We start from the raw sequence: 13,562 nt of genomic DNA on the forward strand, positions 1-13,562 counted from the left end.
TCAGGAGGCGTTATGGCATCCACTTTGGAGCTGCTGGAAGAACATCGTATTTTTGGCGGCTGGCAACAGCGCTGGCGTCATCAGTCTCAGGTGCTGAACTGTCCAATGACCTTCAGCATTTTCCTGCCGCCGCCGCAGGATGACTCGCCACCGCCGGTGGTATGGTTTCTCGCCGGATTGACCTGTACCGACGAAAACTTCACCACCAAAGCCGGTGCGCAACGCGTGGCCGCCGAGTTGGGTTTGGTGCTGATTATGCCGGACACCAGCCCGCGTGGTGATAGTGTCGCTAACGATAGCGGTTATGACTTGGGTCAGGGCGCGGGCTTTTACCTCAACGCCACGCAACAGCCTTGGGCGGCACACTATCGTATGTTCGATTATCTTAGCGAGGAGTTACCGGCGCTGATGGCGGATAACTTCAAGGTGAGCGATCGTCAATCCGTGATGGGCCATTCGATGGGCGGCCATGGCGCGCTGGTGCTGGCGCTGCGTCTCGGTGGACGTTTTGCATCGGCATCGGCGTTTGCACCGATCGTTAATCCAACGGAAGTGCCGTGGGGACAGAAAGCCTTCGCAGCCTATTTGGGGGAAGACCGCCAGACCTGGCGCGAATGGGACAGTTGCCTGCTGATGCGCGAAGTGGAACAGCGCTTGCCGATTCTGATCGATCAGGGCGATAGCGATCAGTTCCTTGCCGATCAGCTGCGCCCGGATCGACTAGAAGCGGTCGCGCGTGAGCAAGGTTTCCCGCTGGAGCTGCGCGTTCAGCCGGGTTACGACCACAGCTACTTCTTTATCGCCAGCTTTGTAGAAGACCATCTGCGCTTCCACGCGAAGCATTTATTGGTGTAGTTCGTTTTGAAAAAAAGGGCGGCCTGAATCAAGGCCGCCCTTGTAGAATCCTGATGATAAGACGAGTTTTAAACCAGCGACTCCGCCACTAGCCCATCGATCATCACTTGTGGCATGCCCTGCGAGCAGTGCTCAATGCGGCCTCGCACGCCGTAGACCTGTGCTAGCGTTTCAGGCGTAATCACCTGTGACGGCGCACCGTCAGCCAGTAACCCGCCATCTTTCAGCATCAACGCATGATCGGCATGACGCAGTGCGATGTTGATGTCATGCACCACCACCACCGTCACGATATTGCGTAAGCGCGTTTCACGGCGCACCAAATCCATGACGTGGAACTGATAGTTCAGGTCAAGTGCGCTCAGCGGTTCATCCAGCAACAGCAGTTCCGGGCGACGAATCAGCGATTGCGCCAAGCCCACCAATTGCTTCTGTCCGCCGGAGAGTTGATCCAAATAACGCATTGCGAGGTGGGCGATACCGAGCTGCTCCAGCAGACTCATGATTTCGGCTTCACTTGATGCACTGTGCAAACCACCGGACGCGCGTTGCGCCACAATAATCGACTCCAGCACATGTAAGTGCACACCCGCTGGCAAACTCTGCGGCAGATACACCACACGCTGAGCCCGGCGTGCAAACGGCTGCGACATCAGCTCTTCGCCATTCAGCCACAGCTCGCCCTGCCCTTTGCTCAACCCGGCTAGCGCACGCAACAGTGTGGATTTACCGCAGCCGTTGGGGCCCAGCAACACGGTAATTTTGCCGCGCGGCAGTTCAGGTACGTTAAGATCTTCAATAACTTTACGCTTCGGATAACCGGCGTAGAAATGGCTGAGACGTAATCCCTGTTCCATTACACCGTCCCCCGATGACGCAAAATAATACTCAGGAAGAAGGGCACGCCCACCAGCGAAGTCACAATGCCGACGGGGATGATCACACCTGGAATCAAGTTCTTCGAGGCCACCGACGCCAGCGACAACACCAGCGCACCAGTCAACGCACTGGCGGGCAGATAGTAGCGATGATCTTCACCAAACATCATGCGTGCGATATGTGGCGCAACCAAGCCGATAAAGCCAATCGGCCCCACAAAGGCCACAGCCAATGCCGACAAAATACTGATACGCAGCAGTGTTGCCAGACGCAGGCGACGCACATCAATACCAAAGCTTACCGCACGATCTTCGCCGAGGCGCAACGCGGTGAGTTTCCAGCTACTCAGCATCGAGAATGGCACCAAAATGGCAAAGGCCGCTGTCAGCACGCCCAGTTTTTCCCACGAGGCACGCGCCAGGCTGCCCATCGTCCAGAACACCAGACCTTGTAAGGTATCCTCACTGGCGATGAACTGCATCATGGAGACCAGCGCGTTAAAGGTGAACACCAGCGCAATACCAAACAGCACCACGCCAGAGGTTGAGACTTTGGTCCAGCGCGTCACGCCATCCAGCATCAATGCAGCGAACAGCGCGAAGATAAAGGCATTCGCGGAGATAAACCACTGATCCGGCACACCTGGAATACCGATACCCAGAATGATCGCCAACGCCGCACCGAAAGCCGCCGCTGAAGAAACGCCCAGCGTAAATGGACTCGCTAAGGGGTTATTAAGGATAGTTTGCATCTCGGCACCCGCCAGACCCAGCGAGAATCCCACCACGACGGCCATCAGCGCGTACGGCAAGCGAATGTCCCAGACAATGACGCGCGTACCGGCATCAACCGCATCAGGGTGAGTGAGCGTTTGCCACAAGGTATCAAGGGAGAGCCCGGCCGGGCCAAGGGTGAAATCGAGGATAACTGAAGCCAGTATCGCCAGCACCAGTACGCCAATCAGCATCAGGCGCTGACGCAGTACCTGACGGTAGCGTGTCATTGTATCGGCTTGATGGCTATTTTCCGCCACAAGCACGGTGTCCGTGGTCTGCATTGTTCTACCTGTTTCTTGTCGAAATCATAACGGCAGCCACAATAGTGCAGGTGATAATAATTATCAATTATATCTGTGTGACAAAGCCCAAAAAGTAGGGGCGTGTAGACGTGTCATTGAAATTAGGCGGTTTTCGGCCAGGTGCGCATAAATGCGTCATTAGAATTCTGCGGTTTTCGGCCAGGTGCGCATAAATGCGCACTACGGGGGGGGTAGGGTCGCCATTTATGGCGACCTGGACGCGGTATTACTCTTTAAACGTGGGGAATTCCATTTCGCTGTACTTAACCCAGCGCGAGCCACGAACCAGTTTGTAGCCCAGCCAAATCAGCAGGAACAAAGGAATGCCAATATAGGTCGCCGCGACGCCATACCAGTCAATGCGATCCTGCAGGAACGCCTGATAGTTCTGGCCCAGTGTGATGATCAGACACAGCACGAAGGCGAAAATCGGACCCAGTGGGAAGAAACCGGAACGATATGGCAGATCGGCCAAATTCAGCCCCTGCGCAACGTAACCACGGCGGAAACGATAATGGCTGATAGCAATACCCAACCAGGCGATAAAGCCGGTCATACCTGAGGTATTCAGCAACCACAAATAGACTTCCTGATTACCAAATTTTGAACTCAGAAAGCAGAGGCCAGCCACTACGGTAGTGGCAATCAGCGCGTTACGCGGCACACCGCCTTTCGACAGCTTGCCAAAGATACGCGGTGCTTTTCCTTCACGTGCCAGATTGAACAGCATACGCGTCGAGGCATACATGCCTGAGTTACCCGCCGACAACACGGCTGTCAGGATAACCGCGTTCATTACTGCGGCTGCAGACAGCAAACCGGCATTCTGGAACACCAGCGTGAACGGACTGATAGCGATATCCGTGACATCGTTATGCAGCAATTTCGGATCGGTGTACGGCAGAATCAAGCTGATAATTAAAATCGCGAAGATATAGAACAACAGAATACGCCAGAACACCTGACGCACGGCACGCGGGATATTTTTCGCTGGGTCTTGTGATTCACCCGCCGCGATACCGATCAATTCAGTGCCCTGGAAAGAGAAGCCCACGATCATCGCCACGCCAATCATTGCAGCAAAGCCGCCGGCGAACGGTGCATCGCCAACCGTCCAGTTATGCCAGCCCGCATTTTCTGCGCCACGCATGATACCGGTGATCATCAGTACGCCGACCACGATAAAGATGACCACGGTGACAACTTTGATCAGTGAGAACCAATATTCCGCTTCGCCGAAGCCTTTTACCGAGATGTAGTTAAGCAGGAACATCAGGCACAGGAACAAGGCACTCCAAATCCAGCCTGGCGTGTCGGGGAACCAATAGTTCATGACCAGCTGCGAGGCCACGAGATCGACCGCAATGGTGACCGCCCAGTTGTACCAGTAGTTCCAGCCCAGCGCGAAGCCGAAACCTTCTTCAACGTATTTGGAGCCGTAAGTGGCGAAGGAGCCCGATACCGGCATAAAAGCCGCCAATTCGCCCAGGCTGGTCATCAGGAAGTAAACCATCAGGCCGATCAACGCGTAAGAAAGTAACGCACCGCCGGGACCTGCCTGAGAAATGGTGGCGCCCGAGGCGACAAACAGGCCGGTGCCGATGGAACCGCCAATGGCGATCATGGTGAGATGGCGCGCTTTTAATTCACGGCGCAGCCCAGGTTGTTGTGTTGTTTTTGAGTCATTATGCATGTGTAAACGCTATGCTGGATAAAAATAAGGCGCGATTGTAGCAGCTAACCCCAAGCTGTATAGCATTCACTGCGGGTTATTAGTTACCTTCATAATCGACGCAAAATTATTAGCCGATGGCGTAGTAAGAGCCGTGATTACTCACGGCAATAGGAGAGAAAACGGCTCAACGCTTTCGACAAATGCTTCTGCCGGTGGTGGATGCGATACAGCGTGCGCGTCAGGCGTGGCAAGGGTACAGCCACCTCAACAAGTGTGCCCACCTCCAGCAAATCGCTGATCACGCGGCGCGATAAACAGCTGATCCCCATGCCATGTCGTACTGCATGTTTTATCGCCTCGGAGTTACCCAACTCCATGCCCAGTTGAAATTGCGGCAAGTGTGAAAGCAACAAGTAATCAACGATTTCACGTGTGCCTGAACCCCGCTCACGTAAGATCCAGGGTGCGGCCGCCAGGGTTTGCAGCGTGACTGGCTGCTGCAGAATCTCAGCATCGGGGGCGGCAAAGACCACTAATTCATCTTCCAGCCACGCCTCACTGATGATATCTGGCTCATGGCAGGGCCCTTCAATCAGGCCTATATCGACACGAAAATCTGCCACGGCGGTAATGGCATCCTGGCTGTTGCCAACACTGAGCTCCAGCGGCAGCGTAGGAAAATCACGGCGATAGGCGGCAATCATCCCCGGCAGCAGATAGCTGCCAATGGTACTGCTCGCAAACACGCGGATGGCACCGTTATCCTCTTTGAACAGCTGTTCGATCTCTCCAGCCTGCTCCAGTAACCCGACGGCGCGCGGATAAAGTAAGCGACCATGCTCGTTCAGAACCAATCGTTTTCCTACACGATCAAATAACTGAACGCCCAGTTGATTTTCCAGGTCTGCCAGCGCCGCACTCACTGCCGACTGTGACAGGGACAGGACCTGCGAGGCTTGGGTGGTCGAACCGCTTTTCAGCACTTCGGTAAAAACTTCAATCTGACGCAATGTAATATGCATGCGCCCTCCTTACATTGCGTATCGCTTCACAAGATAAATCACTACCGCCAACCAAATAATGACCGTGAGGCCAAATCCGGCCCAGCTCACGATTTTCTGGCCACGTGCACGCTGTACCTCGGCACGCTCCGCACTGCTAATGCGGATTTCACGCGGTAATAATCGCAGCAAAATAATGACGCCCAGCGGGACGATAATGGCGTCATCCAGTAAACCAATGATGGGAATGAAATCAGGGATAAGATCGATAGGACTCAGCGCGTAGGCGACGATGCTGAACGCCATCAGCTTAAACCACCAAGGCGTGCGCGGATCGCGGCAAGCGAACCACAACGTCAATACATCACGTTTAATGAGCCGTGCCCAACGGCGTAAACGCATGAACATCCCTGCCCGTCCTTATTACTTATTCTGGTTAGTCGCTAATATATTATCAATTTAGCGATTAAACCAGTCAGGCCCGTTTAGGATGTCGCAGAGATCAGGACTTCATACCAATCAACTGTTCCAGTTCGGAATCACACGCAGTGAACTCATCAGTGATGGTACGAATGAGCCAGTCTTGATAGCCAAAGTTTTCCCGACGGGAATAGAGGCATTCGGACCGATACAATTTCTTCGGATCGCTGTGATTAACACCATAACGATAAAAATGTACCAAAGAGTTGTCCGTTTCAGGGACGGCGAGGGTAAAGCCTACTGCACCGTTTCCATTATAAAAAAGGGTGACATCTTTCATTTTACCTAAAGTTATCTTATGGATTGCATTAGAGTTTTCAGGCTGCAAAGCAGTATCAAATGTACTTCTATAGGCTGTTTTCATGTTTATAGTTAAATGAAACTAATTTGTTAAACTATAGTTAACTTGTGAAAAATTTCACCTGCCATTTTTGGTAGGTGTTTTGTCGTGCCGTTTTTAGCCCCAAGGGTAATGCAACATTTCATGGTGTTATCGCATCCGCTATGATGTGGCCTTTGCAGCAGCAATCGCCCAATCAGGAGAGCGGCATGAAATATATCGGCGCACACGTCAGTGCATCTGGCGGCGTAGACCAGGCAGTTATCCGTGCCCATGAACTCGAAGCCACAGCCTTTGCGCTGTTTACGAAAAATCAACGCCAATGGAAAGCTGCGCCGCTTTCCGGTGAAGTCATTGATGCTTTCAAAACGGCCTGTGAGAAATACAACTTCACCTCAGCCCAGATTCTGCCGCATGACAGCTATCTGATTAACCTTGGCCATCCGGTTATGGAAGCCCTGGAAAAGTCACGCGATGCGTTTCTCGATGAGATGCAGCGCGCCGAACAGCTTGGGCTAACGCTGCTGAATTTCCACCCTGGCAGCCATTTAAAGCAGATTGAGGAAGAGGCGTGCCTGAAGCGCATCGCCGAATCAATCAATATCGCACTGGATCAGACCCACAATGTCGTGGCGGTGATTGAAAATACCGCGGGTCAGGGCAGTAATCTCGGTTTCCGTTTCGAGCACCTCGCCACCATCATTGAACATGTGGAAGATAAATCACGCGTGGGTGTGTGCATCGATACCTGCCACGCGTTTGCTGGTGGTTATGATTTGCGAACTGAAGAAGCCTGCGTCGAAACCTTTAGCGAGTTCGAACGCATCGTGGGATTCCAGTATCTGCGTGGCATGCATCTGAATGATGCTAAAAGTACCTTAGGAAGTCGCGTCGACCGCCACCACAGTTTGGGTGAAGGCAATATTGGCAAGACGGTATTTAGCTGGCTGATGAAGGATAAGCGTTTCGACGGCATCCCGATGATTCTGGAGACCATTAATCCGGATATCTGGAAAGATGAAATTGCGTGGTTGAAGTCAGAACAAAAAGCGTAACGCAGACAGCAAAAAGGGAGCCGAAGCTCCCTTTTTCATATCCAGTGAAGATTAAGCTGCTTTCGCCAACTCTTCTTCCGGACGTTTCAGAATCGCGTAGCCCAAGCCAGCCACCGCAGTACCAATCACAATCGCCATCAGGTAACCCAGCACCGGGGTAATTGCGCCTGGAATCAACAGCACGAACAGACCACCATGCGGTGCCATCAGTTTCGCGCCAATCGCCATGGAGATCGCACCGGTCACTGCACCGCCAATGATGCAGCAAGGCAGCACACGCATTGGGTCACGAGCCGCGAACGGAATCGCCCCCTCAGAGATGAAGCACAGACCCAGTACCAGCGCTGCTTTACCGCCTTCCTGCTGACCCTTGTTGAACTTACGACGTGCCACAATCGTTGCCAGACCCATCGCTAACGGTGGCACCATCCCGGCTGCCATGATCGCTGCCATCGGCGCGTAGGTTTGCGAGCTTAGCAGGCCGACACCAAAGGCGTAAGCCACTTTGTTCACTGGACCACCCATGTCGGTACACATCATGCCACCGAGGATCGCGCCCAGCAGAACCGCATTAGCAGTACCCATGTTCGCCAGCCAATGCGTCAGGCCGCTCATGATGCCTGCCACCGGTTTGCCCACCACGTAGATCATCAGCAAACCTGTAATCAAACTGGCGACTAACGGAATAATCAAAATCGGTTTCAGCGCTTCCATACTTTGCGGCAGTTTAACTTTGCTGCTCAGCATCTTCGCAGCATAACCCGCAATGAAACCGGCGATGATCCCGCCAAGAAAACCGGCGTTAATGCTGGTGGCAATCATACCGCCGATCAGACCTGGCGTTAGACCCGGGCGGTCCGCAATCGAGAAGGCAATAAAGCCTGCTAACACCGGCACCATCAGCGCAAACGCACTGCCGCCACCGATTTGCATCAGTGCAGCCGCTAAGGTGCCCTGCTCTTTAAATGCCGTGATACCAAAGGCGAAGGAGAGCGCAATGCTCAAGCCGCCCGCCACCACCATCGGCAGCATGTAGGACACGCCCGTCAGCAGGTGACGATAGGCACCGGCTTTCTCTTTGCTATCGCTCTGGGTGCTGGCAGAGGCGTTGCCGCTTGGCTGATAGGTTTTCGCTTCAGCCTGCGCTTTATCCAGTTCCTGCGCGGTTTTCTTGAGTGCCAGACTGGTTGAGGTGCGATACATCGGCTTACCGGCGAATTTTGCCAGGTCCACATCGATATCCGCAGCCACGATCACCAGATCGGCAGCCGCCACTTCTTCTGGTGTGATGGCATTGCCTGCACCCACTGAACCGCGGGTTTCAACTTTCACCCACCAGCCGCGTTTCGTCGCTTCAGCCTGAATGGCCTCAGCGGCCATAAAGGTGTGCGCCACGCCAGTTGGGCAAGCGGTCACTGCGACGATACGTTTCGGGCCTGTGCTTTGTACGGCAGCGGGTGCAACAACAGCGGCCGCCGATTGCCAGACTTTTGCGTTGGCCTTAGCCTGATTGATCGCCGCCAACGGATCGCGCAGCGCCTGCTGCACATCCACTAACGCCACATTTTTACCAGCCAACGGTGCATCATTCGGCACGTTATGGCCCGCAACCAATACCAGCTCAGCATCGGTTGCATTATCGGTCAGCGTCAGGCCCGCTTGTGCTGCGGTTGCGCGCAGACGTTCTAAGGCTAAGTGTCCTGATGCCAATCCCAGTGAAGAATCTTTTATCAGCAGCGTTTTCATTATCGCTCTCCTGCTGTTAGTTAACGGGTTTTAAGTCAACACGCGCCATCATCGCGGCCAACTGGGTACGGTCGGTAACGCCAACATTGCTCTGACTAACCGCCATCGCGGCTACAGCGGTGGCAAGACGTAAGGTGTGCTCGCTGGATTCGCGCATCAGCAAGCCATAAATTAGGCCGCCGACCATTGAATCCCCTGCACCCACCGTGCTCACCACTTCACAGGCTGGCGGTTTGGCGATCCATTCGCCTGAGGCGTTAACCCACAGTGCACCTTCAGCACCAAGAGAAATCACCACATGGGCTATGCCCTGCTCACGCAATTCATGCGCAGCTCAATCACATCTTGCAGTGTTGGCAATTTGCGATCGGCCCAGATTTCCAGCTCGCGACGGTTCGGTTTCACCAACCAAGGTGCGGCTTTCAAACCGGCAACCAGCGCTTCGCGACTGCTGTCAAAAATGATGCATGGGCAGAGCGTACGCAGGTCGCTCATCCATTTGGTAAAGGCTTCTGGCGCAACACCGGCGGGCAAACTGCCGCTGACACACACCATGTCAAACTGTCCTAGCCAGGTCAGAGAATCTGCGGTAAAGCGGTCCCAGTCCTGCGCAGTGACATTGAAGCCGGAGAAATTCAGATCGGTAACTTCACCGTCTTTTTCCGTCAGCTTCACGTTGATGCGCGTACGACCCTGCACCACCTGAAAGCGGTTAGCGATCCCCAGTTCACTGAACAGCTGCTGGAAGCCATCCTGGTTCTCTTTGCCCAGGAATCCACCCACGGTGACGTCGATACCAAGATCTTTCAGCACCTTGGCAACGTTGATTCCTTTACCTGCAGCATGCAGACCAGTGGTTTTCACCAGGTTGACTTCACCCCGCTCAACTTCTGGCGTATAACCCACCAGATCATAGGCAGGATTCAGGGTAATGGTTGCAACACGGCGGCTCATGCGACCCCCTCACCCAGACCCGCGTTGATGGCTTCTTCAATCGCGTTCAACGCCTGCTGTGCATCTTCACCACTGGCAGTAAAGCGCAGGCGGTGGCCTTTTTTCACACCCAGCGCCACCACTTTCATCAGGCTGCGCCCATTAGCCGGCTTACCGCTGCCATCAAGGTTCGTCACAGTAATATCGCTGTTAAACTGTTTAATCACGGTCACCAACGCCGTGCCAGGACGTGCATGCAGCCCGTGCTCGTTACGAATGGTGAACTCTGCGGTCAACTGGTCAGCGGCTTCATCGACTTCGCTGGTCAACAGCGCCAGAATGCCCGCGGCATCCGCTTTCAGCAGTCGGTCAGCTTTGTTGTTTAACAGCAGGTTGCTCAGGTAACCCAGCACCTCAAGTGGACGTTCATCCGCTGCCGCAACCGTGACCAGCAGTGCGACAGATTCACCCTGATGCACAAACGGAGCGGCAGTCCGGCTCACAGCCACGGCACTGTTCAGGTTGCCGTTAGCACTGTCGCTCAGCCAGATGCCCTGCCCCAGACTCAACGGTGCATTTGAGACGACATCCGCCACAAAAGCGGCTTCAACCGCACCAGCGGCCTGTAAACGACCTGCGTTGAGTGCCTGTAAAGTGATGAGATCGCTGGCCGCCACATCCACGGCAATCAAGGAAGTATCAAACTTGAATTCAGCAGCTTGCTTTTCACCCATCAGCAGAGCGCGTAAATCTTCTACTGAAGCGGTCTTCAACTGCTCGGCAATGCTGTCATCGCTCAAGACATGAGTCAGTTGACGCAGCAAGGCGAGATGTTCATCTGACTTCGCCGCAATACCAATGGCAATGTAAGCCGTTTGGCCGTCACCCCAATCCACGCCTTGCGGGAATTGATAGACCTGAACACCGGTTTTCAGCACCAGATCGCGCGTATCGGTCGTGCCATGAGGAATGGCGATGCCATTACCCAGGAATGTGGTGGTCTGCTGTTCACGCGCCAGCATGCCATTGACATAGCCTTCCGATACGTTGCCGGCTGCTGTCAGTGCTGCCGCAACCTGACGGATGGCCTCTTCTTTATTCTGTGCATTGGCGCCGATATGAATGGCCTGAACTTCGAGCTGGAACATATTTCTCCTCGCTTGCTGAAATTGAATCGTTTCAGCTCAATGGCGAAAAATTACGCTGCGCATTGCGAACCAAGCCGCAATGACAACGCTGAAACGTTTCAGGAAATATGGTACAGCAACGTAAAGCAGGCAAGAAAATGCGCAATCGGCGTAGCATATTTTTGACGTTCCGCACATTTCAGATGGGATTTAGGATTTTTCATCCCCTGAAAGCTGACGGTTTTGCTGTAACACGACGGCAAATTTAGCCAATGGCGTCAGCAAACTGTCAGCAGCAACTCAGGGGGCGGTGTCTGCTTCGAGCGTGAGCAAAAAAATCATCGCAGCATCACGGCTGTTGCCACACATCTCGGCGCTGGGCTGCAACCCGGCACAGACTGCTGGACGCTCGGGTGAACCAAAGATTTTACAGCGCTGAAGTTCGTCAAGTTGAACGCAGCGGGTATTGGCCGGTTTGCCATATGGCATACCGGGGATCGGGGAAGAGATTGAGGGGGCTGTGCAACAGGCACCGCACTGGTCACGACAAAACATCATGCGCTCCTGCTGGCAATTCGTCGCGACAATAGCAGCCCGGCGTGGGGAATGCCATTACACGTGCAACAATTTTACATCGGCTCACTTGCCTGTTTTTCGTGGCGCGAGTAACGTGGCGCGCATTAACCCTCTCTAAGCGAGTTACACACCATGCCAAAGGCAAATGAAATCAAAAAAGGGATGGCCGTCACCTGGAACGGCAAACTGTTGCTGGTGAAAGACATTGATGTGCAAAGTCCAAGTGCTCGCGGTGCCGCAACCTTATATAAGATGCGTTTTACCGATGTCCGCACCGGTCTGAAAGTCGAAGAGCGATTTAAAGGCGACGATATTATTGATGCCATCCAGTTGAGCCGACGCGCGGTCACCTTCTCTTATATAGATGGTGACGAATACGTGTTTATGGATGATGAAGATTACACGCCTTATAGCTTCAAGAAAGACCAGATTGAAGAAGAGCTGCTATTTATCCCAGAGGGCGGCATCCCAGGCATTCAGGTGCTAACAATGGATGGACAGGTTCTGGCGCTGGAACTGCCGCAGACGGTTGATATGGAAATTGTGGACACGTCACCCGGCATTAAAGGGGCTTCCGCTAGCGCACGCACTAAACCGGCTGGCATGAGTACCGGACTGTCCATTCAGGTGCCCGAATATTTAAGCAATGGCGATCGCATTCGTATCCATATTGCTGAACGTCGTTATATGAGTCGCGCGGATTAGACACGCGATTTTGTCCGGCCGCCGATGATTGTTATAGTGTAACAATGTCGTGCGCGCCGGAACCCTATTCCGCGCGCTAAAATGGAGCCTGTAATGACGCGCGTTAATGTAATAACCGGATTTCTCGGCAGCGGAAAAACCACCACGTTGCTGCATCTGTTAAACCACAAACCGGCCGATGAGAATTGGGCGATTCTGGTCAACGAGTTTGGCGAGATTGGCATTGACGGCGCGTTGCTCGCCGATCGTGGTGCCACGCTAAAAGAGATCCCCGGCGGCTGTATGTGCTGCGTTAACGGACTGCCGCTGCAGGTAGGGTTGAACATGCTGTTAAAGCAGGCCAAACCCGACCGTCTGATCATTGAACCCACAGGCCTTGGCCATCCCAAACAGCTGATCAACATGCTGCGCGCTGCGGTTTATCAACCCTGGATTCAACTTGATGCCACGCTCACGCTGCTTGATCCTCACCAACTTGCTGATGCACGTGTGACAACAAATGAAAAACTTCCGCGATCAACTCACTGCGGCTGATATTGTCGTTGCCACCAAGAGCGATCGCTGGAGCGACGATGACCGTCAGCTTCTCCAAGCTTGGCAGCAGCAGCATCTCGGCGATCGCCAGCTGGTTGAATCGGCGTGGGGGAACATCGATCCCGCTCTTTTGTGCCAGCCAGCGTTGACGGATCGTGCGGTTCCTGATGCAAAACATCACCACCACGCTTCACGGCCTCAAGGCTTAGCCGCCTTAAAACTTGAGGGTTCTGCTCGCTGGCGACGCGCGTTGAATGAAGGCCAGGGATATGCTTCCTGTGGCTGGATTTTCGATGGCGATACGGTCTTTGATACCATCCCCGCACTAGAGTGGGCGCGGCTTGCACCAGTGGACCGCGTTAAGGGCGTACTACGGACACCAGATGGTCTGGTCAACATCAATCGCCAAGGTGATGACTTCTTTATGGAAACGCGGACCACTACACCACCGGACAGTCGCATTGAGTTAATCCACTATCAACCCGTTAACTGGAACGTTTTGCAAACAACTTTGTTGAAGATTCGTTTAGATTAGCTGCGTTAGGTTGCCCCGTTATTTTCTTTTAGAGTTTATTTTT

General features: G+C 53.7%; 12 protein-coding genes and 2 pseudogenes. 4 read left to right on the top strand and 10 right to left on the bottom strand.

What is annotated here, in order from left to right; all coding sequences use genetic code 11:
* Positions 1 to 12 precede the first annotated feature (12 nt).
* Complete coding sequence (fghA, locus tag HA51_RS22640) at positions 13 to 855, top strand: S-formylglutathione hydrolase (protein WP_084937101.1); 843 nt, start codon at positions 13 to 15, stop codon at positions 853 to 855.
* A gap of 68 nt (positions 856 to 923) precedes the next feature.
* On the opposite strand, the gene HA51_RS22645 is transcribed toward fghA, so the two are convergent.
* From HA51_RS22645 to HA51_RS27030, 6 genes are all read right to left on the bottom strand, one after another.
* Complete coding sequence (locus tag HA51_RS22645) at positions 924 to 1,712, bottom strand: ABC transporter ATP-binding protein (RefSeq protein WP_084937104.1); 789 nt, start codon at positions 1,710 to 1,712, stop codon at positions 924 to 926.
* Positions 1,712 to 2,791 carry a FecCD family ABC transporter permease gene (locus HA51_RS22650; protein WP_084937107.1) on the bottom strand — a complete coding sequence of 360 codons (1,080 nt, stop codon included), beginning with the start codon at positions 2,789 to 2,791 and terminating at the stop codon, positions 1,712 to 1,714. Before HA51_RS22650 ends, HA51_RS22645 begins: the two co-directional genes overlap by 1 nt.
* Positions 2,792 to 3,038: 247 nt before the next feature.
* Entirely contained in the window at positions 3,039 to 4,505 is a 1,467-nt protein-coding gene (locus HA51_RS22655; protein ID WP_084937109.1) for an amino acid permease, read from the bottom strand.
* A 137-nt stretch (positions 4,506 to 4,642) separates the two neighbouring features.
* The gene (gene yieE / locus HA51_RS22660; protein WP_084937112.1) at positions 4,643 to 5,509 is read right to left on the bottom strand and encodes a DNA-binding transcriptional regulator YeiE; all 867 of its coding nucleotides are present in this window, start codon (positions 5,507 to 5,509) and stop codon (positions 4,643 to 4,645) included.
* Positions 5,510 to 5,518: 9 nt separating this feature from the next.
* A complete protein-coding gene (locus HA51_RS22665; protein ID WP_084937115.1) occupies positions 5,519 to 5,896 on the bottom strand; it encodes a YkvA family protein in 378 nt (125 codons plus the stop codon).
* A gap of 94 nt (positions 5,897 to 5,990) precedes the next feature.
* The gene (locus HA51_RS27030) at positions 5,991 to 6,332 is read right to left on the bottom strand and encodes a hypothetical protein (protein WP_139810724.1); all 342 of its coding nucleotides are present in this window, start codon (positions 6,330 to 6,332) and stop codon (positions 5,991 to 5,993) included.
* Between the two features lie 185 nt (positions 6,333 to 6,517).
* Here HA51_RS27030 and nfo point away from each other — a divergent pair, with 185 nt between their 5' ends.
* Complete coding sequence (nfo, locus tag HA51_RS22675; protein WP_084937120.1) at positions 6,518 to 7,363, top strand: deoxyribonuclease IV; 846 nt, start codon at positions 6,518 to 6,520, stop codon at positions 7,361 to 7,363.
* Between the two features lie 51 nt (positions 7,364 to 7,414).
* Here nfo and fruA read toward each other — a convergent pair whose 3' ends face one another.
* The 4 genes and pseudogenes from fruA to HA51_RS22695 all read right to left on the bottom strand — a co-directional run bounded on the left by fruA (position 7,415) and on the right by HA51_RS22695 (position 11,724).
* The gene (gene fruA, locus HA51_RS22680; protein WP_084937123.1) at positions 7,415 to 9,109 is read right to left on the bottom strand and encodes a PTS fructose transporter subunit IIBC; all 1,695 of its coding nucleotides are present in this window, start codon (positions 9,107 to 9,109) and stop codon (positions 7,415 to 7,417) included.
* A 16-nt stretch (positions 9,110 to 9,125) separates the two neighbouring features.
* A pseudogene (gene fruK, locus HA51_RS22685) lies at positions 9,126 to 10,063 on the bottom strand (1-phosphofructokinase).
* Entirely contained in the window at positions 10,060 to 11,190 is a 1,131-nt protein-coding gene (fruB, locus tag HA51_RS22690; RefSeq protein WP_084937125.1) for a fused PTS fructose transporter subunit IIA/HPr protein, read from the bottom strand. The pseudogene fruK and the gene fruB overlap by 4 nt, the downstream one beginning before the upstream one ends.
* 279 nt (positions 11,191 to 11,469) lie before the next feature.
* Positions 11,470 to 11,724: a YkgJ family cysteine cluster protein gene (locus HA51_RS22695; protein ID WP_084937131.1), complete on the bottom strand. Its 255-nt coding sequence runs from the start codon at positions 11,722 to 11,724 to the stop codon at positions 11,470 to 11,472.
* Between the two features lie 153 nt (positions 11,725 to 11,877).
* On the opposite strand from HA51_RS22695, the gene yeiP reads away from it, so the two are divergent.
* Both yeiP and HA51_RS22705 read left to right on the top strand, forming a co-directional pair.
* Complete coding sequence (gene yeiP, locus HA51_RS22700) at positions 11,878 to 12,450, top strand: elongation factor P-like protein YeiP (RefSeq protein ID WP_084937134.1); 573 nt, start codon at positions 11,878 to 11,880, stop codon at positions 12,448 to 12,450.
* Between the two features lie 93 nt (positions 12,451 to 12,543).
* Positions 12,544 to 13,519: pseudogene (locus HA51_RS22705) on the top strand (CobW family GTP-binding protein).
* Positions 13,520 to 13,562 lie beyond the last annotated feature (43 nt).

The sequence above is a fragment of the Pantoea rwandensis genome, from assembly GCF_002095475.1.
Lineage (GTDB): Bacteria > Pseudomonadota > Gammaproteobacteria > Enterobacterales > Enterobacteriaceae > Pantoea > Pantoea rwandensis.

Bases quoted from the DNA above. Each gene is read 5' to 3' on its own strand.
- fghA (WP_084937101.1), top strand. From the start codon at position 13: ATGGCATCCACTTTGGAGCTGCTGGAAGAACATCGTATTTTTGGCGGC.
- HA51_RS22645 (WP_084937104.1), bottom strand. From the start codon at position 1,712: ATGGAACAGGGATTACGTCTCAGCCATTTCTACGCCGGTTATCCGAAG.
- HA51_RS22650 (WP_084937107.1), bottom strand. From the start codon at position 2,791: ATGCAGACCACGGACACCGTGCTTGTGGCGGAAAATAGCCATCAAGCC.
- HA51_RS22655 (WP_084937109.1), bottom strand. From the start codon at position 4,505: ATGCATAATGACTCAAAAACAACACAACAACCTGGGCTGCGCCGTGAA.
- yieE (WP_084937112.1), bottom strand. From the start codon at position 5,509: ATGCATATTACATTGCGTCAGATTGAAGTTTTTACCGAAGTGCTGAAA.
- HA51_RS22665 (WP_084937115.1), bottom strand. From the start codon at position 5,896: ATGTTCATGCGTTTACGCCGTTGGGCACGGCTCATTAAACGTGATGTA.
- HA51_RS27030 (WP_139810724.1), bottom strand. From the start codon at position 6,332: ATGAAAACAGCCTATAGAAGTACATTTGATACTGCTTTGCAGCCTGAA.
- nfo (WP_084937120.1), top strand. From the start codon at position 6,518: ATGAAATATATCGGCGCACACGTCAGTGCATCTGGCGGCGTAGACCAG.
- fruA (WP_084937123.1), bottom strand. From the start codon at position 9,109: ATGAAAACGCTGCTGATAAAAGATTCTTCACTGGGATTGGCATCAGGA.
- fruB (WP_084937125.1), bottom strand. From the start codon at position 11,190: ATGTTCCAGCTCGAAGTTCAGGCCATTCATATCGGCGCCAATGCACAG.
- HA51_RS22695 (WP_084937131.1), bottom strand. From the start codon at position 11,724: ATGTTTTGTCGTGACCAGTGCGGTGCCTGTTGCACAGCCCCCTCAATC.
- yeiP (WP_084937134.1), top strand. From the start codon at position 11,878: ATGCCAAAGGCAAATGAAATCAAAAAAGGGATGGCCGTCACCTGGAAC.